Source organism: Lamprobacter sp. (assembly GCF_034860625.1).
In the GTDB taxonomy this organism is placed as follows: Bacteria; Pseudomonadota; Gammaproteobacteria; order Chromatiales; family Chromatiaceae; genus Lamprobacter.
This window is the reverse complement of the sequence record NZ_JAYESN010000071.1, coordinates 1-22781: the sequence shown is the minus strand read 5'-3', so window position 1 is coordinate 22781 and position 22781 is coordinate 1. Positions and strand designations below refer to the sequence as shown.

Here is a 22781-nt window from a genome sequence, read left to right as displayed (position 1 = left end):
AACCGCATGGCAAGTCAACGCATCCGCATCCGACTAAAGGCGTTCGATCATCGACTGATCGATCAGTCCGCCCGCGAGATCGTGGACACGGCGAAGCGCACGGGTGCGCAGGTGCGCGGCCCCGTGCCGCTGCCGTCGCGCCACGAACGCTACACTATCTTGGTCTCGCCGCATGTTAACAAGGACGCGCGCGACCAGTACGAGCTCCGCACCCATAAGCGGTTGATGGACATCGTCGATCCGACGGATAAGACAGTCGATGCACTGATGAAGCTCGACTTGGCTGCCGGCGTCGACGTACAGATCAAACTGAGCTGAGGTTAAGACGATGGCCATTGGCGTGATCGGCCGCAAAGCCGGTATGACCCGCATCTTTAGTGACGACGGACAATCGATTCCGGTCACGGTCGTTGAGGTGCAGCCCAACCGCGTGACCCAGGCGAAAACCGAGGAGCGTGACGGTTACCGTGCCGTTCAAGTGACCACTGGCCGCCGCCGTAAGACGCGTGTGACGCAGCCGCTTGCAGGCCATTACGCCAAGGTCGGCGTAGAGCCGGGCACCGTACTCAAGGAGTTTCGGCTAGAGCCTGGCGAGGGTGAGGATCTCACCGACGGCAGCGAGCTTAACGTCTCGTTGTTTGAGGTTGGCCAGAAGGTTGATGTGCGTGGTGTGACAATTGGGCGTGGCTTTACCGGCACGATCCGTCGGCACCACTTCCGCGGTCAAGACAGCACCCACGGCAACTCGCTATCACATCGAGCGCCGGGCTCGATCGGCCAATGTCAAACCCCAGGGCGCGTGCTCAAGGGCAAGAAGATGGCCGGCCAGATGGGTAACGTCAACCGGTGCCAGCAGAATCTCGAGGTCGTTCGGGTCGACGCTGATCGCAACCTGCTGCTGATTCGTGGTGGGGTGCCTGGACCAGCCGGCGGGCGCCTGATCCTGGTGCCCTCAGTGAAACAGAAGAATCGAAAGGGTTAATCATGGAACTGGCTATTCGCAACGCCGAGTCGTCCTCGGTCCAGGTCGCTGACCTGGTCTTTGGCGCGGACTATAAGCCGGGCCTGGTGCACCAGGTGGTGACGGCCTATATGGCCGGCGGGCGTGCCGGGACCAAGGCGCAAAAGAACCGTTCCGCTGTGAGTGGCGGTGGCGCCAAGCCTTATCGTCAGAAGGGCACGGGCCGAGCGCGCGCTGGTACTAGCCGTAGTCCGTTGTGGCGCAGCGGTGGTGTCACCTTCGCGGCGCAGCCCCGCAGCTACGAGCAAAAGGTCAACCGCAAGATGTATCGCGGCGCTTTGCGCTCGATCCTCTCCGAGCTGGTCCGTTCCGAGCGCCTGCTCGTGGTGACCGAGTTCAATATCGAGGAACCGAAGACGAAGTCAGTGCGCGCAAAACTGGCTGAATTGAGCCTTGATCGGGCGCTAGTCTTGGTCGATGAGGTTGACGATAACCTGGCGCTGGGCGCGCGTAATCTGCCCGGTGTTTGGGTGGATACGGCCGCCGGTGTCGATCCGGTGAGCCTGGTTGCGGCGGAGCAGGTGTTGATTACTGAGGCCGCACTGCGCCGTCTAGAGGAGCGTTTGTCATGAATGCCGGCGTCAATCAAGAACGTCTGATGAAGGTCTTACTGGGGCCGATCATCTCGGAGAAGGCCGCCCTTGCTGCGGATCAGGCGGCTCAGTACGCCTTTCGGGTCGAGCGCACGGCGACGAAGCGTGAGATCGGTCAGGCAGTCGAGCTGCTGTTCGAGGTCAAGGTCGACGCCGTGCAGGTGCTCAACGTCAAAGGTAAATCGAAGCGCTTTGGCGCTCGGCTCGGCAAGCGTCCGAGCTGGCGGAAGGCTTATGTGCGTCTCGCGCCTGGCAACGACATCGACTTTGGGGGCGGTGCCTAATCGGTAGAGCGAATGCCGCACAGCGCGCCAGGCTCTGCTGGCGCTGCGCCGGTTAGGCCCACCTAGGATACGGATTACAGACAATGGCTATCGTTAAAACAAAACCGACATCGCCGGGCCGGCGTTTCGTCGTCAAGGTCACGGGTACGGGTCTGCATAAGGGCGCGCCTTTTGATGCCTTGGTCACGAAGAAGTCCAAGACGGGCGGCCGCAACAACCAGGGCCGTATCTCGGTGCGGCATCGTGGTGGTGGGCATAAGCAGCGCTACCGCATCATTGATTTCAAGCGCCGCAAGCAGAATGTGCCGGCGAGCGTTGAGCGGATCGAATACGATCCCAATCGCAGCGCCAACATTGCACTGCTGAAGTATGCCGATGGCGAGCGTGCTTACATCATCGCCCCCAAGGGGCTGACTGAGGGTGCAGCGGTGATGGCGAGTGACTCAGCGCCCATCGCGGCTGGAAACTGCTTGCCATTGCGTAATATCCCGGTCGGTACCGAGGTGCATTGCATCGAAATGCGACCTGGCAAGGGTGCTCAAATCGCCCGTGCTGCGGGGGCCTCGGTCCAACTCGTCGCCCGTGAGGGTGACTACGCGACGCTGCGGCTGCGCTCTGGCGAGATGCGCAAGGTGCAGGCAGATTGCCGCGCGGTGATCGGGGTCGTCGGCAACGGCGAGCACAGTCTGCGCAAGCTTGGTAAGGCCGGAGCCTCGCGTTGGCGGGGCGTGCGTCCGACGGTGCGTGGTGTCGTGATGAACCCGGTTGATCACCCGCACGGTGGTGGTGAGGGCCGGACCTCGGGTGGTCGTCACCCGGTGAGCCCATGGGGTGTCCCCACTAAGGGCCACAAGACTCGAAACAACAAGCGTACGGACGGCATGATCGTACGTCGTCGTCGGCGCAAGTAAGACAACGCGAGGAGCGATCACGTGGCACGTTCGATCCGCAAGGGCCCGTTCATCGATCATCACTTGGCCAAAAAGGTCGAGGATGCGGTGGCCCAGAATAGTAAACGGCCGATCAAGACCTGGTCGCGCCGCTCGATGATTTTGCCGGAGATGGTCGGTCTGACCATCGCCGTCTACAACGGCCGCCAGCACGTGCCGGTACTGATCAATGAAAACATGATCGGCCACAAGCTGGGCGAGTTCGCGCTGACCCGGACCTTCCGCGGCCATGCGGCGGACCGCAAAGCAAAGAAGCGCTAGGGGATTAGGCATGCAAGCAGCAGCGACACTGAAGTACGCACGCATCTCGGCGCAGAAGGCGCGTCTGGTCGCGGACCAGATCCGCGGGCAGCACGTTGAGCAGGCCCTGAATGATCTGGCGTTTAGCACCAAGAAAGGCGCGCGCATGCTGCGCAAGCTCTTGGAGTCGGCGATCGCCAATGCAGAGAACAACGCCGGTGCCGATATCGATCAGTTGCACGTCGTCGAGGTGCAGGTGGGCGAGGGGCCGACAATGAAGCGCCTGCGCGCTCGGGCTAAGGGCCGAGCGTCGCGGATCTTGAAACGCACCAGCCACATTAGTGTCCGGGTAGCCGAACGCGACGGTCGGGGTTGAGGCATGGGACAGAAAGTACATCCAATTGGTATTCGGCTCGGTATTGTCAAGGATTGGAATTCGACTTGGTATGCGAGCACGAAAGATTATCCCGACCTGTTGAATAATGACCTTGAGGTTCGTGAATTCCTCAAGAAAAAGCTTGCGAATGCCTCGGTCAGCCGTATTCAGATCAACCGGCCGGCACGCAACGCACATATCACCATCCATACCGCACGCCCCGGCGTTGTCATCGGTAAGAAGGGTGGGGATATCGACAAACTGCGGGCCGAGGTTTCGGAACGCATGGGTATCCCGGTGCACATCAGCATCGAAGAGATCCGTAAGCCGGAGCTCGACGCGCAGTTGGTCGCCGAGGGGATTGCCCAACAGCTCGAGCGGCGCATCATGTTTAGACGCGCAATGAAACGCGCCGTCCAAGGCACCATGCGTGCCGGTGCCGGTGGCGTTCGGGTGAATATCGCAGGTCGCCTGAACGGTGCTGAGATTGCGCGCTCGGAATGGTATCGCGAGGGTCGGGTGCCACTGCATACGCTGCGAGCCGATATCGATTACGGTTTCGCCGAGGCACGCACGACTTACGGCATCCTCGGCGTGAAGGTGTGGGTCTTCCGCGGTGAGATCCTGTCCGACTTCCCCGGCACCGGCGTCAAAGACAAGACCGAGAAGAAGGGTTGAGCCATGCTGCAGCCAAAGCGTACAAAATTTCGAAAGCAGCACAAGGGTCGCAACCGAGGCTTGGCGCAAAGCGGCAGTCAGGTGTCCTTTGGCGAATTTGGCCTGAAAGCGGTGGGGCGTGGTCGCTTGACCGCACGTCAGATCGAGGCTGCTCGGCGTGCCATCACCCGTAAAGTGAAGCGCGGCGGTAAGCTCTGGATTCGGGTGTTCCCGGACAAGCCAGTCTCGAAGAAACCGCTTGAGGTTCGCATGGGTAAAGGTAAGGGCAACGTCGAGTACTGGGTCGCGCTGATCCAGCCTGGGCGAATGCTCTATGAGATCGAGGGCGTTTCCGAAGAGTTGGCGCGCGATGCCTTTGAGCTCGCCGCGGCCAAGCTGCCGGTACAGACGCGTTTCGAGAAGAGGACGGTGCTCTGATGAAGGCTCATGAATTACGCACACTCGGCACCGCCGAGCTTGAGAAGCGGCTGCACGAACTGCTCAAGGAGCAGTTTAATCTGCGGATGCAACAGCGCACCGGCCAGCTCTCTCGACCTTCGCAGGTCAAGGCAGTGCGCCGTGACATCTCTCGGGTAAAGACCCTGATGACAGAGAAGCATAAGGCGGCGGGGATCGGTCAATGAGTGAGCAGAACGAAACCAACCGTGTCCTGACCGGGCAGGTGATCAGTAACGCGATGGACAAGACGATTACCGTGGTCATCGAGCGCCGAGTCAAGCATCCGCTCTACGGCAAGTTTATGCGTCGTTCGACCAAGATCCACGCGCATGATGACGCGAACGAATGCAATAAGGGTGATTGGGTGCGCGTCGAGCAGTGCCGACCCCTGTCGAAAACCAAGAGCTGGCGGTTAGTCGAGGTCGTCGAGCGCGCTCGCTAGACAAGACCCTTTCGGTCTTGCTCTCGCTCCGGACGTGCAGACCAGACTTGGGTCGGCCTCCACTCAGCAGTTGCAAAGGTAGGTTCATACAATGATTCAAATGCAAACCCGCCTCAGCGTGGCCGACAACAGCGGGGCGCGCTCGGTGCAGTGCATCAAGGTACTTGGCGGCTCGCATCGACGCTATGCCGGCATTGGCGATGTCGTCAAGGTCACCGTCAAGGATGCGATTCCGCGTGGCAAGGTGAAGAAAGGCGATGTCTTTAATGCGGTCGTGGTGCGCACCCGTCAGGGCGTGCGCCGTCCCGACGGCTCACGTATTCGTTTCGATGGTAATGCGGCGGTCCTGCTCAATAACCAACTTCAGCCCATCGGGACCCGTATCTTCGGGCCGGTGACGCGTGAGCTTCGCGGTGAGCGCTTCATGAAGATCATCTCGCTGGCGCCCGAGGTTCTCTAACCATGAATAAGATCAAGGTGGGCGATGATGTGATGGTCATCGCTGGCAAAGATAAAGGCAAGCGCGGCACGGTCCTGAAGATGAACGGTGACCGGATCTTGGTGGAAAACCTCAACATGGCGAAGAAGCACCAGAAGCAGAATCCACAAAAAGGTGTCCCTGGCGGTATCGTCGATAAAGAGATGCCAATGCATCGCTCCAATGTGGGTGTCTACAATCCTGCACTCGGGCGCGCCGATCGCATTGGCTTCAAGACGCTTGAGGACGGTAGCAAGGTTCGGATTTTCAAGTCTGACGGCGAAGTCGTGGACGTTGGGTAAGATTATGTCTAGGTTGCAGACACTCTATAACGAGAAGTATGTCGGCGAATTGCAGGAGCGCTTTGGCTTCAAGAGCGTGATGCAGGTGCCGCGGCTGACCAAGATCACCCTCAACATGGGTGTTGGAGAGGCCGTGACCGACAAGAAGGTCATGGACTTCGCGGTTAGCGACATGACCAAGATTGCTGGCCAAAAGCCTGTCGTCACCAATGCGCGTAAGTCCGTTGCCGGGTTCAAGATCCGTGAGGGCTGGCCAGTCGGCTGCAAGGTCACGCTGCGCCGTGAGCGCATGTATGAATTCCTCGACCGATTGATCAACGTCGCAATACCGCGTGTGCGTGACTTCCGCGGACTGAGCCCGAAGGCATTCGACGGTCGTGGCAATTATTCGCTGGGAGTGCGCGAGCAGATCATCTTCCCAGAGATCGACTACGACAAGATTGATTCGGTGCGCGGCCTCGATGTCGTGATTACGACGACAGCGCGCAACGACGAGGAAGGGCGCGCGTTGCTCGAGGCCTTCCAGTTCCCATTCCGTACCTAATTTTCGGAGGCGAAGGTTGGCGAAAAAGAGCATGATCGCGCGCGACCTCAAGCGTGCACAGATCGCGAAGCGCTATGCGGAGCGCCGCGGGCAGTTGAAGGCGGTGATCAACGATCGGAGTGCCGATCCCGAGCAGGTCGAGGCAGCCGTCATTGCGCTCCAGAAGTTGCCTCGCGATGCGAGCCCTTCGCGGATTCAGCGTCGCTGTCGGGTTAGTGGTCGCCCCCATGCGGTCTACCGCAAGTTTGGGCTTGGGCGTAACAAGCTACGTGAAGCCGTGATGCGCGGTGACGTGCCTGGCGTGGTCAAGGCTAGCTGGTAACAAGCATCGATCGGATCATCCGATCAACCTGTGCGCGCAGAGACGCGGGCAGGATCGAGAAACCCTAGTGGGTATCGCGCCCTCATCGGCGGCCTGACCCCGGAGCAAATGCAATGAGTATGACCGATCCCATTGCGGATATGCTAACGCGTATCCGTAACGGCCAGGCACGCGGCAAGATTACGATCTCCATGCCGTTGTCGAAGAAGAAGCTGGCCGTCGCCAACCTCCTGCGTGATGAAGGCTATATCGCTGACGTCTCGATTGAAGATGAAGAGACCGTTAAGCCACAGCTGGTTCTCAAGTTGAAATATTACCGTGGCAAGCCGGTTATCGAGTACCTAAAGCGGGTCTCGCGGCCGGGGCTGCGCATCTATCGCGGCAAAGACGAGCTACCTCGCGTCTGGGGCGGGCTCGGCGTCGTCATCGTTTCGACCTCGCAGGGCTTGATGTCCGATCGTGCCGCCCGTCAGGCCGGACACGGTGGCGAGATCTTGGCCTACGTCGCCTAAGGGAGGTTGTCATGTCCAGAATAGGTAAGGCGCCGGTCCAGGTGCCAAAGGGTGTCGACGTCAAGATGACGGGCCGCGAATTCAGTGTCAAAGGCCCAAAGGGATCGCTGTCTTGGCCAATTCATCCGTTCGTTGAAGTGGATATCGATGGTGCTGTCGTCACCACGCGGCCCGCGAACGAGAGCGACCCACAGTGGGCAATGGTCGGTACGACGCGCGCATTGCTGAGCAACATGGTGCAGGGCGTGAGCAGCGGTTTCGAGCGCAAGCTCAACCTCGTTGGCGTCGGTTACCGTGCCCAAGCAAAGGGTAAGATACTGAACCTCGCGCTGGGATTTTCGCACCCTATCGACTTCCCGCTGCCGGAAGGCATCGAGGTTGAGACACCATCGCCAACCGAGATCATCGTGCGTGGAATCGACAAGCAGCAGGTCGGTCAAGTTGCTGCCGTGATTCGCGGGTTCCGCCCTCCGGAACCTTACAAGGGCAAGGGTGTTCGTTACGCGGATGAGCAAGTCCTGCGTAAAGAAGCCAAGAAGAAATAGGTGATGCGGATGGATAAGAAACATGCCCGGCTTCGGCGCGCGACGCGCGCCAGGGCCAAGATTCGCGAGCTCGGTGGCTATCGACTGTGCGTCTATCGCACCCCACGGCATATTTATGCGCAGGTGATCGGTGAAGGTGGTGATCGTGTGGTCGCGAGTGCCTCGACCGTCGAAAAGGAGCTGAAGGCCGCCTGTGAGGGACAAACGGGTAACGTCAGTGCAGCCGTCAAGATCGGCCATGCGATTGCCGAGCGTGCTCGCTCCGCTGGGGTCGAAAAGGTCAGCTTTGATCGCTCTGGCTTCAAGTATCACGGCCGTGTCAAGGCGCTGGCCGATTCCGCGCGCGAGCACGGGCTTCAGTTCTGAGGAGACGCAGATGTCGAATTACAACCCAAAGCCCGAAGGTGACGATCTGCTCGAGAAGCTGATCTCCGTCAACCGCGTGGCAAAAGTCGTTAAAGGTGGCCGTGTGTTCGGTTTCGGTGCGCTCACCGTGGTCGGGGATGGCAAGGGCCGCGTTGGCTACGGAACCGGCAAGGCCCGTGAGGTTCCGGTCGCGATTCAGAAGGCGATGGAGAGCGCGCGCAAAAACATGGTCGATATCAAGCTGAAGGGTAGCACCCTACAGTATCCGGTCAATGGCCGGCATGGTGCCGCGCACGTCTATATGCAGCCAGCCTCTGAAGGGACCGGGATCATCGCCGGGGGCGCGATGCGTGCGGTGTTCGAGGTTGTTGGTGTGCAAGACGTGCTCGCCAAGTGCATCGGCACCAACAATGCGATCAACGTCGTTCAGGCAACCATCAACGGTCTCTCCGACATGGCTGACGCCGAGGCGGTTGCCGCAAAGCGCGGCAAGACGGTCGAAGAGATCCTAGGTTAGGAGCGAGCAATGGCGGAGAACAGGATGAAGGTGCAGCTTGTACGGAGCATGCACGGGCGCTTAAAGACGCACCAGGCTTGTGTCCGCGGCCTTGGCTTGCGGCGCATGCATCAGATCGTCGAGGTGGAAGACACGCCGGCGACCCGGGGCATGGTGAACAAGGTGCAATACATGGTTCGCGTTTTGGGGGACGGATGAGATGCGTCTGAATACTCTTTCACCCGATCCGGGCAGCCGGACGGACGCCAAGCGCGTTGGCCGCGGTATCGGCAGCGGGCTTGGCAAGACAGCTGGACGCGGACATAAGGGCCAGAAGTCGCGCACCGGCGGTTTCCATAAGACTGGCTTCGAAGGCGGCCAGATGCCGTTGCAGCGACGCCTACCGAAGGTGGGCTTTCGTTCGCGTAAGGCTGCAAGCAAAGACGAGATCCGGCTCAGCGAGCTCAAGCGGCTCGAAGGGACCGAGGTTGATTTGGCGAGCCTGCGCGCCGCGGGGTTGATCACGGCCGCTGTGTTATCGGTGAAGCTGATCAAATCCGGCGACGTTGATCGCGCCTACCAGGTGAAGGGCCTGGGTGTCACGGCTGGTGCGCGCGCCGCGATCGAGTCGGCCGGCGGTGCGGTGGTCGATAGCTAACACCAGTCAAGAGCGAACCAGGGGCGATCGAGATGGCGAAGAACAGGGCATCGATGATGCAGTCGCTCGGCGGCATGGGCCGGCTGACGGAGCTGAGACAGCGCCTGCTGTTCGTGCTCGGCGCGCTGCTCGTATACCGGATTGGCACCTTTATTCCGGTCCCCGGGGTAAACCCCCAGGCCTTGGCCGTGCTCTTCGATCAGAACCAGGGCTCGATCCTGGATATGTTCAACATGTTTTCGGGCGGAGCCCTGGAGCGTGCGAGCATCTTGGCGCTCGGCATCATGCCGTACATCTCGGCGAGCATCATCATGCAGCTGATGTCGGCCGTGATCCCTCAGCTCGAGCAGCTGAAGAAAGAAGGCGAGGCCGGGCGGCGCAAGATTACGCAATACACGCGCTATGGCACGGTGGTCCTAGCGACCTTCCAAGCGATTGGCATCTCGATTGCTTTGCAAGGCCAGACCGCGGGTGGCTCATCTTTGGTGGTCCAGCAAGGCTTTGGCTTTGTGTTCACCGCGGCGGTGTCATTGGTGACTGGCACCATGTTCCTCATGTGGCTTGGCGAGCAGATTACTGAGCGTGGAATCGGCAATGGTATCTCCTTGATCATCTTCGCTGGCATCGTCGCCGGACTACCGGCTGCGGTTGGTGGAACCTTGGAGCTGGTGCGAACGGGTGAGATGAACGCGCTCGCGGTATTGGTTTTATTCGCCTTGGCGCTTGCGGTGACCGCCTTCGTGGTCTTTGTCGAACGCGGCCAACGACGGATTACTGTCAACTATGCCCGTCGACAACAAGGGCGTCGCATGATGGCGGCACAGAGTACGCACTTGCCGCTGAAGCTGAATATGGCGGGCGTAATTCCGCCGATCTTTGCTTCCAGTATCATCCTCTTCCCGGGTACGCTCGGGCAGTGGTTCGGGCAATCGGAGAATATGCGCTGGCTGGCAGACCTCACCAGCAAACTGTCGCCGGGCGAGCCGGTCTATGTGATCTTTTATGCAACCGCGATCATCTTCTTCTGCTTCTTCTATACCGCCTTGGTCTTTAACGCGAAAGACACTGCGGACAATCTGAAGCGATCAGGCGCGTTTATTCCTGGCATTCGGCCTGGCGAGCAAACCGCTCGCTACATCGATTCCGTGATGACTCGACTGACGGCCGCAGGGGCGCTCTACATCACAGCCGTCTGCTTGCTGCCTGAGTTTTTGATCGTGGGCTGGAATGTGCCCTTCTACTTCGGCGGTACCTCGTTGCTGATCGTCGTCGTCGTGGTGATGGACTTCATGGCCCAGGTTCAGGCCCATCTGATGTCCCATCAGTACGAGGGATTGATGAAGAAGGCCAATCTCAAGGCGCCGGGCGCTGGCCTGACGCGGTAATGAAGCGGATTAATCACTGAGTTGCGACCGACTTTAGCAAGTGCGACGGCGCCTATCCGCGCGAGCACCCAGGCTGGCAACCCTTATACCGAAAACGGAGATAACCATGAAAGTACGAGCATCTGTCAAAAAGATCTGCCGCCATTGCAAGACGATTCGTCGCAACGGCACGATCCGTGTGATCTGCAAAGACCCGCGCCATAAACAACGTCAGGGCTAGTCTGTCGATGCGTGCTGCCGCTTCCATCGTAAGGCGCAGGGTGCTACACTGCTCTGTTTACACTTTTTTCTTCTGATAGAACCGAACGCTTAGGAGCGCAACGCGCATGGCTCGAATCGCCGGAGTCAATATTCCAGATCGCAAACATGCGGTCATTGCCTTGACATCGATCTATGGGATCGGGCGGACTCGGGCGGCCGCTATCTGCGAGGCCGCACAGGTACCGACTACCGCGCCCATCCGCACATTGTCCGAGGAAGAGATTGATCGTCTTCGCAACGAGGTCAGCAAGTTCTCGGTCGAAGGTGACCTCCGGCGCGAGGTGTCCATGAATATCAAGCGCCTGATGGACCTTGGCTGTAATCGTGGGATTCGGCATCGGCGCGGACTTCCGCTGCGCGGCCAGCGCACGCGCACTAATGCGCGCACGCGTAAGGGACCGCGCCGCCCGGTTCGTCGTTAACCCCCCCTAAGGGCTCTGTCTGACCAGCAAGGGATTCAGCTGGCGACAGGAAACGCCTTTTCCGCTCGGAGACAGATTACAGTGGCTAAACAGCTGCGCACGCGCAAAAAAGTAAAGAAGCAGGTGGCGGATGGGGTGGCTCATATCCATGCCTCGTTCAATAACACCATCATCACCATCACCGATCGGCAGGGCAATGCCTTGACTTGGGCCACTTCTGGTGGCTCTGGCTTTCGCGGATCACGTAAGAGCACCCCGTTCGCAGCGCAGGTCGCAGCGACGCGTGCCGGTCAAGCCGCGAAGGAGTTCGGCGTTGTCAATCTGGATGTTCACGTCAAGGGACCAGGGCCGGGCCGCGAATCCGCGGTGCGTGCGCTGAACAACGCTGGATTTAAAGTTGCGAGCATCACTGACGTGACGCCGATCCCACACAATGGTTGCCGACCGCCGAAGAAGCGGCGCGTCTAACAGGGCAGAGAACATGGCGAGATACATTGGTCCCACCTGCAAGCTTGCACGCCGCGAGGGCGTCGATCTTGGGCTCAAAAGCCGGGCGCGCGCGCTCGAGACCAAGTGCAATCTGGAGAAGCAGCCCGGACAGGCTGCTGATCGGCGGCGGCGCCTCTCCGATTATGGTCTCCAGCTGCGAGAGAAGCAGAAGGTCCGCCGCACCTATGGTGTGATGGAGAGGCAGTTCCGGAATTATTACACTGAGGCCGCCCGACGTAAGGGCGCAACGGGTGAGAACCTGCTGCAGTTGCTGGAGCGCCGGCTCGACAACGTGGTGTATCGAATGGGCTTTGGCGCGACCCGCGCGGAGGCACGGCAGCTAATCGGGCACAAGGGCGTGCTGGTCAACGGCAAGGTGGTCTCGATTCCATCTTACCAAGTGACGGTCGAAGACCAGATTGAGGTTCGTGAAAAGGCGAAGAAGCAGGTGCGCGTGCAGAATGCACTGGCCTTGGCCGAGGCGAACGGTTTCGTTGAATGGATCGAGGTCGATAGCAAGTCAGCGAAGGGGGTCTTTAAACGGATTCCAGACCGGGTTGATCTGCCGTCCGACATCAATGAGTCGCTCATCGTCGAGTTGTACTCGAAATAACGCCGTCGAGGGAGTTTTCTATGTCAGACGTCGCAGGCGGCTTCTTAAAGCCGCGCATCGTCAAGGTCGACCCCGTCGCCGGCAGCCCGAACCGCGCCAAGGTCTCGCTCGAGCCCTTCGAGCGCGGTTTTGGTCACACGCTCGGCAATGCGCTACGGCGAATCCTGCTGTCCTCAATGGATGGTTTCGCTGTGACGGAGGTCGAGATCCAAGGCATTTTGCATGAGTACACAACGATCGAGGGCGTGCAGCAGGACGTGCTCGAAATCCTGCTCAATCTGAAACAGCTGGCGATTCGGCTGCATGGGCGTGACGAGGCGACCTTTACGCTGAGCAAGGTCGGGCCTGGTGCCGTCACGGCCGGCGATATCGCCGTCGACCACACGGCTGAAGTCGCGAACCCGGAGCTCGTGATCGCAAACCTGACCGGTAAGAGCGAACTCAGCATGTCGCTGACAGTGCGTCGTGGCCGCGGCTACGAGCCGGCCAGCGTGCGCGAGGCCGCCGGGGGGGAAGAGCGTCCAATCGGCAAGCTTCCGCTTGATGCAACCTTTAGTCCGGTGCTGCGCGTGGCGATCGATGTCGAGGCGGCCCGTGTCGAGCAGCGTACCGATCTCGATCGTCTGGTCATCGACATCGAGACCGATGGGACGCTGGATGCGAAAGACGCTGTACAGCGTGCGGCGACGATTTTACGCGATCAGCTTGGCAGCTTCGTCGATCTCGATCAATCTGGTCCCACTGACGGGCTGAGTGATGAGCGCCCGACCGAGCCGGCTTATGACCCGATCCTGGTGCGGCCAGTCGATGAGCTTGAGCTGACGGTGCGTTCTGCGAATTGTCTCAAGGCGGAGAACATCTACCTGATTGGTGATCTGATTCAGCGGACCGAGGTGGAGCTGCTGAAGACGCCTAACCTGGGTAAGAAGTCGCTCACTGAGATCAAGGATGTGCTGGCAACACGGGGCTTGTCTCTCGGCATGCGCCTCGAAAACTGGCCACCCGAGAACATCGAAGAGTTGATGGTCAAGTAGCCACCGGCGAAGAACGACCGGAACAGTACCGATCGGAACAGAACAATGCGACATCAAAAATCTGGAAGAAAACTCAACCGAAACAGTGCCCACCGCGAGGCCATGTTTCGCAATATGGCGGGCTCGCTGTTCCGTCATGAGCTGATCAAGACCACCCTACCCAAGGCCAAGGAGCTGCGTCGCGTCGCTGAGCCTCTGATCACCTTGGCGAAGGAAGACTCAGTGCATCATCGCCGTCTTGCCTTCGCGCGATTGCGCGACAAAGAGGCCGTGGGCAAGCTCTTTACCGAGCTCGGTCCGCGCTATAGCGAGCGTCCGGGTGGCTACCTGCGCATTCTGAAATGCGGCTTCCGTGCCGGCGATGCGGCACCCATGGCCTATGTCGAACTCGTCGACCGTCCGGCCGATGAGGGCATAGTCGAAGACAACGATTGAGTCGCGACGATGACGGCGGTGCACTGATGTGCCTGTCTTGCGAGACCAAGGCCGGGCTTGACCCGGCCTTTTGCGTTTCGAGGCCGGTCTAATGGCCCAGCCCTGCGCTCGAATTGCCCTGTTGAGCGACTTCGGGGATGGCCCCTACGTCGGTCAAATGCGGCTGCGACTGACTCAGCTAGCACCGCACATCCCTGCCGTCACGCTGATCTCCGATTTGCCGTCCTATCGTCCAGACTTGGCTGCCTATCTGCTGCCCGGCCTGCAGTCTGGGATGCCGAGCGAGACCCTCTATTGCTGTGTTGTCGATCCTGGGGTTGGCACAAGCCGGGAGGTCATCATTGCTCGGTGCGGTGCGGACTGGTGGCTGGGGCCGGATAACGGGTTGCTGATGCCTTTGCTGCAGCACCAAGTTGACCTAGACGTCTATCGGCTCAGATGGCGCCCTCAGCAGCTCTCGGCGAGTTTTCATGGACGGGATCTGTTTGTGCCCGTGGCCGCGCGTTTGGTGAAAGGGGAGCTACCCGAGTCAGAGCCCATCGCGCTTGCTCAACTGGTCGGGGCCGATTGGTCAGAGGAGCGCGCCTGCGTTTGCTATATCGATGCCTTCGGCAACCTGATGACCGGTCTGCAGGCAGAGGGTCTGTCGGCGGGTACCGAGCTGCTTGCCGCTGGCCGCCAGTTGAAGGCCGCTCGCACCTTTGCCGATGTCGCGGTGGGCGAGGCCTTCTGGTATCGCAATGCCTTTGGTCTGGTCGAGCTGGCCGTGAATCAGGGCCGCGCCGATGCCACCTTGGGATTAGGGCTAGGCGCGCCGATCGCGTTGCGCCAAGGGGGCTCGCGGCCTTGAATTCGTCGTCGCGGCCTCATCTATCCAGAGACGGGATCGATCTGTGCCCGAACGAGCATGAGAGGATCAGCGCCTTGTATCCAACGATTGAGCCCTTCGCCGTTGATTGCCTGGCCGTCGGTCGGGGTCACCAGCTCTATCTGGAGCAGTCCGGCAACCCGGAAGGCATCCCGGCGGTGTTTCTGCACGGTGGGCCTGGGGCCGGTTGCGGCCCCTCGCATCGGCGCTTCTTCGATCCCGATCGCTATCGCATCATTCTCTTCGATCAACGCGGCTGCGGACGCTCAACGCCGCATGCGAGCATCGATTACAACAGCACCTGGGATCTGGTCGAGGACATGGAACGGATACGCGCGCATCTCGGCATCGACCGCTGGCTGGTCTTTGGTGGCTCCTGGGGCTCGACGCTGGCCTTGGCTTATGCGGAGTCTCATCCAGAGCGCGTGAGCGCCTTGGTGCTGCGGGGGATCTTCCTCTGTCGCCCGGATGAAATCGCTTGGTTTTACCAGCAGGGCGCGAGCTGGATCTTTCCTGACTATTGGCATGATTTTCTGGCGCAGATTCCAGAGGCCGAGCAGGGCGATCTCCTGCATGCCTATCATCGCCGTCTGACCGGAACCGATCTGTTGACACAGCTTGCCGCGGCCAAGGCCTGGTCGATTTGGGAGGGCCGCTGCGCAACCCTGCTGCCAGACCCAGACATTCGTCGCAGCTTCAGCGACGAACGCCTTGCGCTCAGTCTGGCGCGGATCGAATGCCACTATTTTGTCCATCAGGCCTTTTTGCGACCGAATCAGCTACTGGAGGATGCCTCGCGGCTCGCCGAGATTCCGGGTGTCATCGTGCATGGACGCTATGATCTGATCTGCCCGCTGCGCTCTGCGTGGGAACTGGCTGCGGCTTGGCCGCAGGCCTCGCTTGAGGTCATCGCTGATGCCGGCCATGCGGCCTTCGAGCCCGGTATCGTCCGGGCGCTCGTCGCAGCAACCGACCAGATGGCCTCCGCGTTGAAGACGGGCGGGCGCTCGGCGCGACTGAGTGCAGAACAGGTGCGATGATCGGTTTGTTGCAACGGGTGCGCTCGGCACGGGTCGAGGTCGAGGGCGAAGTAATCGGCGCGATCGATCAGGGCTTGTTAGTGCTGACCGCGGTGCAAAAGGGCGACGACGAGGCGCGCGCGAATCGGTTACTGGAGCGTCTGCTGAGCTATCGGGTGTTTGCCGACGACAGCGGGCGCATGAATCGCAGCCTCGTCGATGTGGCGGGTGGCTTGCTGCTGGTGCCGCAGTTCACGCTGGCTGCCGACACCAAGAAGGGCCGGCGCGCGAGCTTCACCAGTGCCGCCGCGCCCGCCGAGGGCGAGCGCTTGTTCCACCTGCTGCTCGAGCGCGCGCATCAATGCCATCGCCCGGTCGCCAGCGGACGCTTTGGCGCCGATATGCAGGTCAGCCTGACCAACGATGGGCCGGTGACCTTCTGGCTGGAATCCTGAGTGCTGTCTATACTCTGCGCTCATCACGACTGCGCCTGTCTACTCAACAAGATCCCACAACTTCAGATCCCATCAGTTCATCATGGCCGTTGACACCTTCGAACATCGCATTGCTGAACTTGAGCGCAAGACGCTCGAGACCCAGGTCCGCGTGAAGCTCGATCTCGATGGCGTTGGCCGTTCAGAGTTGAATACCGGCGTCCCCTTCCTCGAGCACATGCTCGACCAGATCGCGCGCCATGGGTTGATCGATCTCGAGGTGCAGGCTGAGGGCGATCTGCAGATCGATGCCCATCATACGGTTGAGGATGTCGGTATTACGCTCGGTCAGGCGCTCGCGGCGGCCTTGGGTGACAAAGCCGGCATCCGCCGCTATGGCCATGCCTATGTGCCCCTGGATGAGGCCTTGTCGCGGGTTGTCGTCGACCTCTCCGGGCGGCCCATGCTCACCTATGAGGTGCCCTATACCCGATCCTTGATCGGCGGTTTCGATGTCGATCTGCTGCGCGAGTTCTTTCAAGGCATGGTCAATCATGCCGCGATGACACTGCAGATAGACAACCTGCGTGGGATCAATGCCCATCATCAGGCCGAGACGGTCTTCAAGGCGTTTGGCCGTGCGCTGCGGATGGCGGTTGAGCCCGATGCGCGCATGGCGGGCCTGCTGCCCTCGACCAAGGGTAGCCTCTAGCATCGGGGGTACTGGCCCTGCGTCGAACGCTGGGTTCGGACGACCTGACTCAGCCGGGTTGATCTAAATCCGGTTTGCTGGCATTGGTCGCGCTCTTCTCCATCACATATCCATCCACATGCCTATCAATCGCCCGCTGGAGGGCCTTCAATGCAGCTGATTCCCGCTATCGACCTCAAGGATGGCCGCTGTGTGCGTTTGCGACAGGGGCGGATGGATGACGAAACGGTGTTTTCTGATGATCCCGTCGAGGTCGCCGGGCGATGGGTTGGGGCAGGAGCGAAACGCTTGCACTTGGTGGATCTAAATGGCGCCTTCGCTGGCGAGCCGGTCAACGGCGATGCGATCCGCGCTATCGCGGCCGCCTTCCCCGGTCTGCCAATCCAGGTCGGCGGTGGCATCCGCGACGAACAGACCATCGGTGCTTACCTCGAGGCCGGGGTGCACTGGTGCATCATCGGCACCCAGGCCGTGAAGGAGCCTGGGCTCGTGGCTCGTGCCTGCACCCGCTTTCCAGGGCATATCATCGTGGGGCTGGATGCAAAGGACGGTCAGGTCGCGATCAATGGCTGGGCTGAGGTGACCGAGCACCGTGTTGAGACCTTATCGCAGCGTTTTGAGAACGATGGCGTCGAGGCCATCGTTTACACGGATATCGGCCGCGACGGCATGTTGACTGGACCGAACATCGAAGCCACTCGGTCCCTCGCTGACGCGATTCGTATCCCCGTCATTGCCTCGGGTGGCATCACCGATCTCGACGATCTGCGCGCCTTGGCGGCAGTGGCTGAGCCGGGCATCATCGGTGCGATTACCGGTCGCGCCATCTACGAAGGCACGCTTGACTTTGCCGAAGGGCAGCGGGTGGCGGCAGGCACAGGCAAGGCCTAAATGCTGAACCAAACGCTTCTCGCTGATCCGCCGGATAACGCCTTTACAAGGGCAAAGCAAGGGGGGATAAACGCTTGTCCGATATTCTGAATCGACTCTCTGAGGTGCTTGAGACGCGCAAGGGTGCCGATCCCAGCACCTCCTATGTGGCCAAGCTCTATGACAAGGGTCTAGACGCCATCCTGAAAAAGATTGGCGAGGAGGCGACTGAAACGGTCATGGCCGCCAAGGATGGTGACCCGGAGAAGCTGGTCTACGAACTTGCAGACCTCTGGTTCCATTCGCTGGTGTTGATGGCCGATCAGGGGCTGCACCCAGATGCGGTGCTTGCCGAGCTGGATCGGCGCTTTGGACTCTCGGGACTGACCGAGAAGGCCTCACGGACTCCCCAGTAAGCGTTGCGATCTATGCACCGCTGCTTGGCCATGCGGTATAGTCGCTGGTTGAGGCTGCAGGGCGGCATCGGATTGACGCGGTGACTGCCGGAAGCTGTGGATAACGAACATTTCGGTTGCCCGCTTGGGTGACATCAAGGCTTGTGCTGGAGGTTTCGATGGGTGTCGGTGGAATCGGTATTTGGCAACTCTTAATCATTCTTTTGATCGTGGTGCTGCTGTTTGGCACCAAGCGATTGAAGAGTATTGGCTCCGATCTCGGCAACGCGGTCAAAGGGTTTCGCTCCGCGATGAGCGAGCCCGAGAAGGCGGATGCTGACGACGAAGACCCGAAACGACTCGACGCGGCCAAGTCTGAGCAAGCCTCAAGCGCGACCGACTCGACCTCTAATGCGGTCTCGGGCAAGTCGGCGGACAAGACCCAGGTCTGAAGACCCGCGGCGGGCTGAGCAATCGAGCGCTTGAATTAGGTTAGAGCAGGGCAGATCAGATGTTCGATGTGGGTGCGTTAGAGCTGCTGGTCATCAGCGTGGTCGCGTTGATCGTGGTCGGCCCTGAGCGGCTGCCGAAGCTGGCACGTACCGCTGGTCTCTGGGTTGGGCGAGCGCGGCGAGCCTTCTCGTCGGTCAAATCAGAGATCGACCGCGAGATCAAGGCGGACGAGCTCAAAGAGATCCTGCGCAAGCAGGCCGAGAGCCGACCCTTGGAGGCCATCCTCGAAGAGGCGGTGACGGGGCGATCGGCCTCAAAGGCGAGCGCACCGGGCGGCTCGAGAGTCTCGGCTGCGGGATCAGCACCAGAGGCTGGCTCAAGCGCAGGCTCGGAGACTGGATCAAACAACAGCGGTCCCGACAGAGGCCCGGACAAGCGGTCGGCAGCAGCCGAAACACCTCAGGAACGCTCATGAGCTGCCTCGGATGACGTTGCCTCGGATGACCTCTTCCGCCTCTCAAAAAAGCGCTAAACGGCAGGCTGCGTCGGGGTCCGCGGACCTTGGCCCCGAGGGCTTGGGTGGTGAACAGCCGTTCATCTCGCATCTGATCGAGCTGCGTGACCGCTTGATTCGGATGCTCATCGCGATCGCGCTGGTGTTCCTCCTGTTGTTCCCATTCGCGAATGACATCTACACCTTTGTTGCCGAGCCGATCCGCGCGCAACTGCCGGTCGGCTCACAGATGATCGCGACGCAGGTTGCCTCGCCCTTCCTGACGCCATTCAAGCTGACCTTGGTCGTGGCGATCTTCATCGCCATGCCCTATCTGCTGTTTCAGTTTTGGGGGTTTGTCGCCCCGGGACTCTACAGCCACGAGAAGCGGCTCGCGTTGCCGCTCGTTGGTTCCAGCATTGTGCTGTTCTACCTCGGGATGCTCTTTGCGTACTACGCAGTGTTTCCGTTGGTGTTTGGGTTCTTCTCGGCGGTGACCCCCGAGGGCGTCGCGCAGATGCCCGATATCGCCTTCTATCTCGAGTTCGTGCTGAAGTTGTTTTTTGCCTTTGGCATCGCCTTCGAGATCCCCATTGCGACCATTTTGCTGGTGGCGATTGGCGCGACCACCCCTGAAGCGCTGAAGCAAAAGCGCCCTTATGTGATTGTTGGCGTCTTCGTCGCTGGCATGTTGCTCACGCCGCCGGATGTGATCAGCCAGACGCTTTTGGCACTGCCGATGTGGCTGCTGTTTGAGGCGGGCATCTTCTTCTCGCGGTTCGTCAAACCGAGCACTGATGAAGATGAGGACCCTGGCTCGCCTGATGGCGGACCAAAGGGCGCGCCAGCTGCAGGTGCTGCAGATGCTGCAGTGCGGTCTCCAGAACCCGATCATCTCTCGAGCGACAACGCGTCGACGATAGTCGGCGATGAGATCGATGGCGGCGACCGCAACGAGCCCGGTCGTTATCGTCCGATGACGGATGAGGAGATGGAGGCCGAGCTTGATGCGATCGAGGCGCAGGAGCTTGAGGACTTGGATTCCAATGCCAAACCGGCGCTCAGCCCGATCGATGAGATTGCGGCTGCGGATGCCGATACCGACCTGATCGAAGCCCTGATCCGCAAAGCAAACCAGCTTCGGGCGTCGGGCAATGTTGGCCATGCCAAGCAGCTTTTATACCGGGTGCTTGAGGAGGGCAATGCCGATCAGCGCGTGGTCGCCCGCAACATCCTCGTTGATCTGGACCGGTGAGCGATCCCTTAGCCGAGTCGTTGGCACGCGTTCCGACCGGGCGCGGCGGCCAAAATCGTCTCAAGCAGTTGCGGGCCTTCTGCCATGCTGCCCGTGTCGGCAGCATCAGCGGAGCTGCAGAACGGGTCTCGCTGAGTCAGCCCACCGTCTCGTTGCAGATTCAATCGCTCGAGCGCGAGCTGGACACCATCCTGTTCGAGCGCCGCGGCCCGAAGATCCAGCTCACCCCCGAGGGCGCGTTGCTGTTCGAGCTGGCACAGCCGCTGGTACAGGGTATCGATGGGCTGCAGGAGACCTTCGCAGCCCAGTGCGGGCGGCTTGATCGGGGACGGCTTGACATCGCCGCGGGTGAATCGACCATCCTCTATATCTTGCCAGGCCCTATCCAGTGCTTTGCTGAGCAGTATCCGGGCATCGAGCTGCAGCTCCACAATGTCACCGGCCGTGATGGCCTGGCGATGGTGCGCGCCGATCAGGTGGATTTGGCCGTTGGCTCGATGCTCGAGGTGCCGGACGATATCCGTTACATCCCCATCGTGACCTACCGGCCGATGCTGATCACGCCTGTGGGCCATCCACTGGCGGAGAAGCCCAAGATTTCCTTGCAGGATATCGCCGAGCATGGGCTGATCCTGCCGCCGAGGCATCTCAGCACTTGGCGGCTTGTCGATTTGGTGTTCCGCCAGCAGGGGTTGAGCTATCAGGTGCGGCTCGAGGCTGGCGGCTGGGAGGTGATCAAGAAGTATGTCGCGCTTGGCCTGGGTATCTCGATCGTCACTGAGGTCTGTCTGACCAGCGAGGAGTCACTCGCGCGCCGGCCCTTGGATGCCTATTTTCCAGCGCGCAGTTACGGGCTAGTGCTCAGACGGGGCAAATTCATGTCCGCCAGCAGCAAGCGATTCCAGGCGCTGATGACCGAGCTGTTTTTGGCGAATGGCGAGCGTCCTGTCCAGCCGCCAGCCGCTGGCGACGACTCCTTCGAAGACGGGCTGCTCGGCTGAACCGATCAACCGATCAACCAATAAAACGCGGATGATGCAGTTGGGCGCAGATAAAGAGTGGTCAACATCAAGCCTTGACTAGAGTCTCGAGAGACTCATTGGCTCTGCGCTCCAACAGCGAGCGCTAGACCCGTGTTTGTATTCGAGCCCGGTCATTCTGCCATCCTGGCTCCCTGTTTCGGTACGACGTCAACACTATGAGTATTAAATCCGACCGCTGGATTCGCCGCATGGCGAGCGAGCAGGGCATGATCGAACCCTACATCCCCGGTCAAGTGCGGGAGTCGGAAGGCGGCGGCCGCGTCATCTCCTACGGCACCTCGAGCTACGGCTACGATATCCGCTGTGCCGATGAGTTCAAGATCTTCACCAATATCAACTCGGCCATCGTCGATCCAAAGAACTTCGACTCTTCGAGTTTCGTTGATCTCAAAGCTGATGTTTGCATCATTCCACCGAATTCATTCGCGCTTGCCAGAACCGTCGAATACTTCCGTATCCCACGCAATGTGCTGACGATTTGTCTTGGTAAAAGCACCTATGCCCGTTGCTTTCGCGCCGATACGCGCGTTGCGCTGCTCGACGGTTCGACACCCACCTTGGAGGAGATGGCCCTGCGGGCCGAGCAGGGGGAGCTATTCTGGGGTTATAGCATTGGCCAATATGGACGCGTCATCGCGTCTTTGCTCGAGGCCCCGCGCTACATCGGGAGCGACTCACTGCTCGAGTTGACGTTGGATAACGGCGAGCAGATCCATTGCACGCCGGACCATGAATTCGTGCTTCGCGACGGGCGCATGCTTGCAGCTAACGAACTGCGTCCGAATGATTCACTGATGCCGCTCTATCGGCATCTTGCGCGAGGATACGAGATGGTCTATCAGCCATCCAGCGGCCATCTGTATCCAACCCATCGGCTTGCTGACGAATGGAATCTGCGCAATGGGCTTTACGAGGATGTGCCCTGGACGCACCGGCATCATAAGGACTTCGATCCTGATGAGCATCTCCATCCAGTTCCAGCGCTCACTGCATTACGTGGGGAAACAGGGTCAACGGCTGTTTATAACCACAAGATACAGCACATTCGCGAGATCAAGGGTGATCACGATGTTTACTGCTTGACCGTGCCGGAGGCAGGTAATTTTGCGCTCGCCGCCGGTGTTTTCGTCAGCAATTGCGGCATCATCGTCAATGTAACGCCGTTGGAGCCGGAGTGGGAAGGGCATGTGACACTCGAGTTCTCGAATACGACACCATTGCCGGCGAAGGTTTACGCGAATGAGGGGGTGGCGCAGATCCTATTTCTGGAGTCGGATGAGGTTTGCGAGACTTCTTATAAGGATCGCGGTGGAAAGTATCAGGGACAGCGCGGCGTGACCTTGCCGAAGCCCTGA

General features: G+C 60.1%; 38 protein-coding genes and 3 pseudogenes. All 41 read left to right on the top strand.

Translation table 11 applies throughout. The features are described 5' to 3' along the window. The first annotated feature begins 6 nt into the window (after nucleotides 1-6). Nucleotides 7-318 carry a 30S ribosomal protein S10 gene (gene rpsJ / locus VBE63_RS16960; protein ID WP_200240793.1) on the top strand — a complete coding sequence of 104 codons (312 nt, stop codon included), beginning with the start codon at nucleotides 7-9 and terminating at the stop codon, nucleotides 316-318. Between the two features lie 10 nt (nucleotides 319-328). Continuing rightward, nucleotides 329-982: a 50S ribosomal protein L3 gene (gene rplC / locus VBE63_RS16955; protein WP_323684202.1), complete on the top strand. Its 654-nt coding sequence runs from the start codon at nucleotides 329-331 to the stop codon at nucleotides 980-982. Between the two features lie 2 nt (nucleotides 983-984). Further along, nucleotides 985-1593 (top strand): 50S ribosomal protein L4, encoded by a 609-nt coding sequence (gene rplD / locus VBE63_RS16950; protein WP_323684201.1) that lies wholly within the window; start codon nucleotides 985-987, stop codon nucleotides 1591-1593. After that, on the top strand, nucleotides 1590-1898 hold the full coding sequence (gene rplW, locus VBE63_RS16945) for a 50S ribosomal protein L23 (protein ID WP_323684200.1): 309 nt from the start codon (nucleotides 1590-1592) through the stop codon (nucleotides 1896-1898). Before rplD ends, rplW begins: the two co-directional genes overlap by 4 nt. Nucleotides 1899-1981: 83 nt before the next feature. After that, nucleotides 1982-2809 (top strand): 50S ribosomal protein L2, encoded by an 828-nt coding sequence (gene rplB / locus VBE63_RS16940; protein ID WP_323684199.1) that lies wholly within the window; start codon nucleotides 1982-1984, stop codon nucleotides 2807-2809. Nucleotides 2810-2830: 21 nt separating this feature from the next. Further along, complete coding sequence (gene rpsS / locus VBE63_RS16935) at nucleotides 2831-3109, top strand: 30S ribosomal protein S19 (protein WP_200343995.1); 279 nt, start codon at nucleotides 2831-2833, stop codon at nucleotides 3107-3109. 10 nt (nucleotides 3110-3119) lie between these two features. Continuing rightward, nucleotides 3120-3464, top strand: coding sequence for a 50S ribosomal protein L22 (rplV, locus tag VBE63_RS16930; protein ID WP_201222291.1), 345 nt, complete (start codon nucleotides 3120-3122; stop codon nucleotides 3462-3464). 3 nt (nucleotides 3465-3467) lie between these two features. Next, the gene (gene rpsC / locus VBE63_RS16925) at nucleotides 3468-4142 is read left to right on the top strand and encodes a 30S ribosomal protein S3 (RefSeq protein ID WP_323684198.1); all 675 of its coding nucleotides are present in this window, start codon (nucleotides 3468-3470) and stop codon (nucleotides 4140-4142) included. 3 nt (nucleotides 4143-4145) lie between these two features. Continuing rightward, complete coding sequence (rplP, locus tag VBE63_RS16920) at nucleotides 4146-4559, top strand: 50S ribosomal protein L16 (protein ID WP_323684197.1); 414 nt, start codon at nucleotides 4146-4148, stop codon at nucleotides 4557-4559. After that, nucleotides 4559-4765, top strand: coding sequence for a 50S ribosomal protein L29 (gene rpmC / locus VBE63_RS16915; protein WP_323684196.1), 207 nt, complete (start codon nucleotides 4559-4561; stop codon nucleotides 4763-4765). The genes rplP and rpmC overlap by 1 nt, the downstream gene beginning before the upstream one ends. Next, nucleotides 4762-5022: a 30S ribosomal protein S17 gene (gene rpsQ, locus VBE63_RS16910; RefSeq protein ID WP_323684195.1), complete on the top strand. Its 261-nt coding sequence runs from the start codon at nucleotides 4762-4764 to the stop codon at nucleotides 5020-5022. Before rpmC ends, rpsQ begins: the two co-directional genes overlap by 4 nt. A gap of 91 nt (nucleotides 5023-5113) precedes the next feature. Then, on the top strand, nucleotides 5114-5482 hold the full coding sequence (gene rplN / locus VBE63_RS16905) for a 50S ribosomal protein L14 (protein ID WP_200240825.1): 369 nt from the start codon (nucleotides 5114-5116) through the stop codon (nucleotides 5480-5482). A gap of 2 nt (nucleotides 5483-5484) precedes the next feature. Then, a complete protein-coding gene (gene rplX, locus VBE63_RS16900; RefSeq protein WP_323684194.1) occupies nucleotides 5485-5802 on the top strand; it encodes a 50S ribosomal protein L24 in 318 nt (105 codons plus the stop codon). A gap of 4 nt (nucleotides 5803-5806) precedes the next feature. Then, a complete protein-coding gene (gene rplE, locus VBE63_RS16895) occupies nucleotides 5807-6346 on the top strand; it encodes a 50S ribosomal protein L5 (RefSeq protein WP_323684193.1) in 540 nt (179 codons plus the stop codon). A gap of 16 nt (nucleotides 6347-6362) precedes the next feature. Continuing rightward, the gene (rpsN, locus tag VBE63_RS16890; RefSeq protein ID WP_323684192.1) at nucleotides 6363-6668 is read left to right on the top strand and encodes a 30S ribosomal protein S14; all 306 of its coding nucleotides are present in this window, start codon (nucleotides 6363-6365) and stop codon (nucleotides 6666-6668) included. A 113-nt stretch (nucleotides 6669-6781) separates the two neighbouring features. Then, nucleotides 6782-7180, top strand: coding sequence for a 30S ribosomal protein S8 (gene rpsH / locus VBE63_RS16885; protein WP_323684191.1), 399 nt, complete (start codon nucleotides 6782-6784; stop codon nucleotides 7178-7180). Between the two features lie 11 nt (nucleotides 7181-7191). Beyond that, nucleotides 7192-7725, top strand: coding sequence for a 50S ribosomal protein L6 (gene rplF, locus VBE63_RS16880; protein WP_323684190.1), 534 nt, complete (start codon nucleotides 7192-7194; stop codon nucleotides 7723-7725). A 9-nt stretch (nucleotides 7726-7734) separates the two neighbouring features. Then, nucleotides 7735-8091 carry a 50S ribosomal protein L18 gene (rplR, locus tag VBE63_RS16875; protein ID WP_323684189.1) on the top strand — a complete coding sequence of 119 codons (357 nt, stop codon included), beginning with the start codon at nucleotides 7735-7737 and terminating at the stop codon, nucleotides 8089-8091. Nucleotides 8092-8101: 10 nt separating this feature from the next. Continuing rightward, nucleotides 8102-8608 (top strand): 30S ribosomal protein S5, encoded by a 507-nt coding sequence (gene rpsE, locus VBE63_RS16870; RefSeq protein WP_323684188.1) that lies wholly within the window; start codon nucleotides 8102-8104, stop codon nucleotides 8606-8608. 9 nt (nucleotides 8609-8617) lie between these two features. Next, nucleotides 8618-8806, top strand: coding sequence for a 50S ribosomal protein L30 (gene rpmD / locus VBE63_RS16865; protein WP_200240847.1), 189 nt, complete (start codon nucleotides 8618-8620; stop codon nucleotides 8804-8806). A 1-nt stretch (nucleotide 8807) separates the two neighbouring features. Further along, entirely contained in the window at nucleotides 8808-9245 is a 438-nt protein-coding gene (gene rplO / locus VBE63_RS16860) for a 50S ribosomal protein L15 (RefSeq protein WP_323684187.1), read from the top strand. A 32-nt stretch (nucleotides 9246-9277) separates the two neighbouring features. Then, on the top strand, nucleotides 9278-10630 hold the full coding sequence (gene secY, locus VBE63_RS16855; RefSeq protein WP_323684186.1) for a preprotein translocase subunit SecY: 1353 nt from the start codon (nucleotides 9278-9280) through the stop codon (nucleotides 10628-10630). A gap of 106 nt (nucleotides 10631-10736) precedes the next feature. Continuing rightward, nucleotides 10737-10850, top strand: coding sequence for a 50S ribosomal protein L36 (gene rpmJ / locus VBE63_RS16850; protein WP_200344028.1), 114 nt, complete (start codon nucleotides 10737-10739; stop codon nucleotides 10848-10850). A 106-nt stretch (nucleotides 10851-10956) separates the two neighbouring features. Continuing rightward, on the top strand, nucleotides 10957-11313 hold the full coding sequence (gene rpsM / locus VBE63_RS16845) for a 30S ribosomal protein S13 (protein WP_323684185.1): 357 nt from the start codon (nucleotides 10957-10959) through the stop codon (nucleotides 11311-11313). Nucleotides 11314-11394: 81 nt separating this feature from the next. Next, entirely contained in the window at nucleotides 11395-11781 is a 387-nt protein-coding gene (gene rpsK, locus VBE63_RS16840) for a 30S ribosomal protein S11 (RefSeq protein WP_200240865.1), read from the top strand. Nucleotides 11782-11794: 13 nt separating this feature from the next. Beyond that, on the top strand, nucleotides 11795-12415 hold the full coding sequence (gene rpsD / locus VBE63_RS16835) for a 30S ribosomal protein S4 (RefSeq protein ID WP_323684184.1): 621 nt from the start codon (nucleotides 11795-11797) through the stop codon (nucleotides 12413-12415). A 20-nt stretch (nucleotides 12416-12435) separates the two neighbouring features. Beyond that, a complete protein-coding gene (locus tag VBE63_RS16830) occupies nucleotides 12436-13449 on the top strand; it encodes a DNA-directed RNA polymerase subunit alpha (RefSeq protein ID WP_323684183.1) in 1014 nt (337 codons plus the stop codon). 45 nt (nucleotides 13450-13494) lie between these two features. Further along, nucleotides 13495-13884, top strand: coding sequence for a 50S ribosomal protein L17 (gene rplQ, locus VBE63_RS16825; protein WP_323684182.1), 390 nt, complete (start codon nucleotides 13495-13497; stop codon nucleotides 13882-13884). 91 nt (nucleotides 13885-13975) lie between these two features. Further along, nucleotides 13976-14734 (top strand): SAM-dependent chlorinase/fluorinase, encoded by a 759-nt coding sequence (locus VBE63_RS16820; RefSeq protein WP_323684181.1) that lies wholly within the window; start codon nucleotides 13976-13978, stop codon nucleotides 14732-14734. Nucleotides 14735-14799: 65 nt separating this feature from the next. Beyond that, on the top strand, nucleotides 14800-15792 hold the full coding sequence (gene pip, locus VBE63_RS16815) for a prolyl aminopeptidase (RefSeq protein WP_323684203.1): 993 nt from the start codon (nucleotides 14800-14802) through the stop codon (nucleotides 15790-15792). Continuing rightward, nucleotides 15789-16226 carry a D-aminoacyl-tRNA deacylase gene (gene dtd / locus VBE63_RS16810; protein WP_323684180.1) on the top strand — a complete coding sequence of 146 codons (438 nt, stop codon included), beginning with the start codon at nucleotides 15789-15791 and terminating at the stop codon, nucleotides 16224-16226. The genes pip and dtd overlap by 4 nt, the downstream gene beginning before the upstream one ends. An 82-nt stretch (nucleotides 16227-16308) precedes the next feature. Further along, a complete protein-coding gene (gene hisB, locus VBE63_RS16805; RefSeq protein ID WP_323684179.1) occupies nucleotides 16309-16917 on the top strand; it encodes an imidazoleglycerol-phosphate dehydratase HisB in 609 nt (202 codons plus the stop codon). A gap of 150 nt (nucleotides 16918-17067) precedes the next feature. Further along, complete coding sequence (hisA, locus tag VBE63_RS16800; RefSeq protein ID WP_323684178.1) at nucleotides 17068-17808, top strand: 1-(5-phosphoribosyl)-5-[(5-phosphoribosylamino)methylideneamino]imidazole-4-carboxamide isomerase; 741 nt, start codon at nucleotides 17068-17070, stop codon at nucleotides 17806-17808. 74 nt (nucleotides 17809-17882) lie between these two features. Continuing rightward, nucleotides 17883-18203, top strand: a complete 321-nt coding sequence (locus VBE63_RS16795) for a phosphoribosyl-ATP diphosphatase (protein WP_323684177.1) — start codon at nucleotides 17883-17885, stop codon at nucleotides 18201-18203. Between the two features lie 158 nt (nucleotides 18204-18361). Continuing rightward, nucleotides 18362-18634 carry a twin-arginine translocase TatA/TatE family subunit gene (gene tatA, locus VBE63_RS16790; protein ID WP_323684176.1) on the top strand — a complete coding sequence of 91 codons (273 nt, stop codon included), beginning with the start codon at nucleotides 18362-18364 and terminating at the stop codon, nucleotides 18632-18634. A gap of 59 nt (nucleotides 18635-18693) precedes the next feature. Continuing rightward, complete coding sequence (gene tatB, locus VBE63_RS16785) at nucleotides 18694-19110, top strand: Sec-independent protein translocase protein TatB (RefSeq protein ID WP_323684175.1); 417 nt, start codon at nucleotides 18694-18696, stop codon at nucleotides 19108-19110. 25 nt (nucleotides 19111-19135) lie between these two features. Then, on the top strand, nucleotides 19136-20383 hold the full coding sequence (tatC, locus tag VBE63_RS16780) for a twin-arginine translocase subunit TatC (RefSeq protein WP_323684174.1): 1248 nt from the start codon (nucleotides 19136-19138) through the stop codon (nucleotides 20381-20383). After that, nucleotides 20380-21384 (top strand): LysR family transcriptional regulator, encoded by a 1005-nt coding sequence (locus tag VBE63_RS16775; RefSeq protein WP_323684173.1) that lies wholly within the window; start codon nucleotides 20380-20382, stop codon nucleotides 21382-21384. Before tatC ends, VBE63_RS16775 begins: the two co-directional genes overlap by 4 nt. A 197-nt stretch (nucleotides 21385-21581) precedes the next feature. Further along, nucleotides 21582-21935: pseudogene (locus VBE63_RS16770) on the top strand (dCTP deaminase domain-containing protein); the annotation flags it as partial. Between the two features lie 9 nt (nucleotides 21936-21944). Beyond that, nucleotides 21945-22556, top strand: a pseudogene (locus VBE63_RS16765) (hypothetical protein); the annotation flags it as partial. After that, nucleotides 22557-22781, top strand: a pseudogene (locus VBE63_RS16760) (dCTP deaminase domain-containing protein); the annotation flags it as partial. It abuts the pseudogene before it with no gap.

Coding starts and splice junctions, on each gene's coding strand:
- rpsJ (WP_200240793.1), top strand. CDS start 7: ATGGCAAGTCAACGCATCCGCATCCGACTAAAGGCGTTCGATCATCGA.
- rplC (WP_323684202.1), top strand. CDS start 329: ATGGCCATTGGCGTGATCGGCCGCAAAGCCGGTATGACCCGCATCTTT.
- rplD (WP_323684201.1), top strand. CDS start 985: ATGGAACTGGCTATTCGCAACGCCGAGTCGTCCTCGGTCCAGGTCGCT.
- rplW (WP_323684200.1), top strand. CDS start 1,590: ATGAATGCCGGCGTCAATCAAGAACGTCTGATGAAGGTCTTACTGGGG.
- rplB (WP_323684199.1), top strand. CDS start 1,982: ATGGCTATCGTTAAAACAAAACCGACATCGCCGGGCCGGCGTTTCGTC.
- rplV (WP_201222291.1), top strand. CDS start 3,120: ATGCAAGCAGCAGCGACACTGAAGTACGCACGCATCTCGGCGCAGAAG.
- rpsC (WP_323684198.1), top strand. CDS start 3,468: ATGGGACAGAAAGTACATCCAATTGGTATTCGGCTCGGTATTGTCAAG.
- rplP (WP_323684197.1), top strand. CDS start 4,146: ATGCTGCAGCCAAAGCGTACAAAATTTCGAAAGCAGCACAAGGGTCGC.
- rpmC (WP_323684196.1), top strand. CDS start 4,559: ATGAAGGCTCATGAATTACGCACACTCGGCACCGCCGAGCTTGAGAAG.
- rpsQ (WP_323684195.1), top strand. CDS start 4,762: ATGAGTGAGCAGAACGAAACCAACCGTGTCCTGACCGGGCAGGTGATC.
- rplN (WP_200240825.1), top strand. CDS start 5,114: ATGATTCAAATGCAAACCCGCCTCAGCGTGGCCGACAACAGCGGGGCG.
- rplX (WP_323684194.1), top strand. CDS start 5,485: ATGAATAAGATCAAGGTGGGCGATGATGTGATGGTCATCGCTGGCAAA.
- rplE (WP_323684193.1), top strand. CDS start 5,807: ATGTCTAGGTTGCAGACACTCTATAACGAGAAGTATGTCGGCGAATTG.
- rpsH (WP_323684191.1), top strand. CDS start 6,782: ATGAGTATGACCGATCCCATTGCGGATATGCTAACGCGTATCCGTAAC.
- rplF (WP_323684190.1), top strand. CDS start 7,192: ATGTCCAGAATAGGTAAGGCGCCGGTCCAGGTGCCAAAGGGTGTCGAC.
- rplR (WP_323684189.1), top strand. CDS start 7,735: ATGGATAAGAAACATGCCCGGCTTCGGCGCGCGACGCGCGCCAGGGCC.
- rpsE (WP_323684188.1), top strand. CDS start 8,102: ATGTCGAATTACAACCCAAAGCCCGAAGGTGACGATCTGCTCGAGAAG.
- rpmD (WP_200240847.1), top strand. CDS start 8,618: ATGGCGGAGAACAGGATGAAGGTGCAGCTTGTACGGAGCATGCACGGG.
- rplO (WP_323684187.1), top strand. CDS start 8,808: ATGCGTCTGAATACTCTTTCACCCGATCCGGGCAGCCGGACGGACGCC.
- secY (WP_323684186.1), top strand. CDS start 9,278: ATGGCGAAGAACAGGGCATCGATGATGCAGTCGCTCGGCGGCATGGGC.
- rpmJ (WP_200344028.1), top strand. CDS start 10,737: ATGAAAGTACGAGCATCTGTCAAAAAGATCTGCCGCCATTGCAAGACG.
- rpsM (WP_323684185.1), top strand. CDS start 10,957: ATGGCTCGAATCGCCGGAGTCAATATTCCAGATCGCAAACATGCGGTC.
- rpsD (WP_323684184.1), top strand. CDS start 11,795: ATGGCGAGATACATTGGTCCCACCTGCAAGCTTGCACGCCGCGAGGGC.
- VBE63_RS16830 (WP_323684183.1), top strand. CDS start 12,436: ATGTCAGACGTCGCAGGCGGCTTCTTAAAGCCGCGCATCGTCAAGGTC.
- rplQ (WP_323684182.1), top strand. CDS start 13,495: ATGCGACATCAAAAATCTGGAAGAAAACTCAACCGAAACAGTGCCCAC.
- VBE63_RS16820 (WP_323684181.1), top strand. CDS start 13,976: ATGGCCCAGCCCTGCGCTCGAATTGCCCTGTTGAGCGACTTCGGGGAT.
- dtd (WP_323684180.1), top strand. CDS start 15,789: ATGATCGGTTTGTTGCAACGGGTGCGCTCGGCACGGGTCGAGGTCGAG.
- hisB (WP_323684179.1), top strand. CDS start 16,309: ATGGCCGTTGACACCTTCGAACATCGCATTGCTGAACTTGAGCGCAAG.
- hisA (WP_323684178.1), top strand. CDS start 17,068: ATGCAGCTGATTCCCGCTATCGACCTCAAGGATGGCCGCTGTGTGCGT.
- tatA (WP_323684176.1), top strand. CDS start 18,362: ATGGGTGTCGGTGGAATCGGTATTTGGCAACTCTTAATCATTCTTTTG.
- tatB (WP_323684175.1), top strand. CDS start 18,694: ATGTTCGATGTGGGTGCGTTAGAGCTGCTGGTCATCAGCGTGGTCGCG.
- tatC (WP_323684174.1), top strand. CDS start 19,136: ATGACCTCTTCCGCCTCTCAAAAAAGCGCTAAACGGCAGGCTGCGTCG.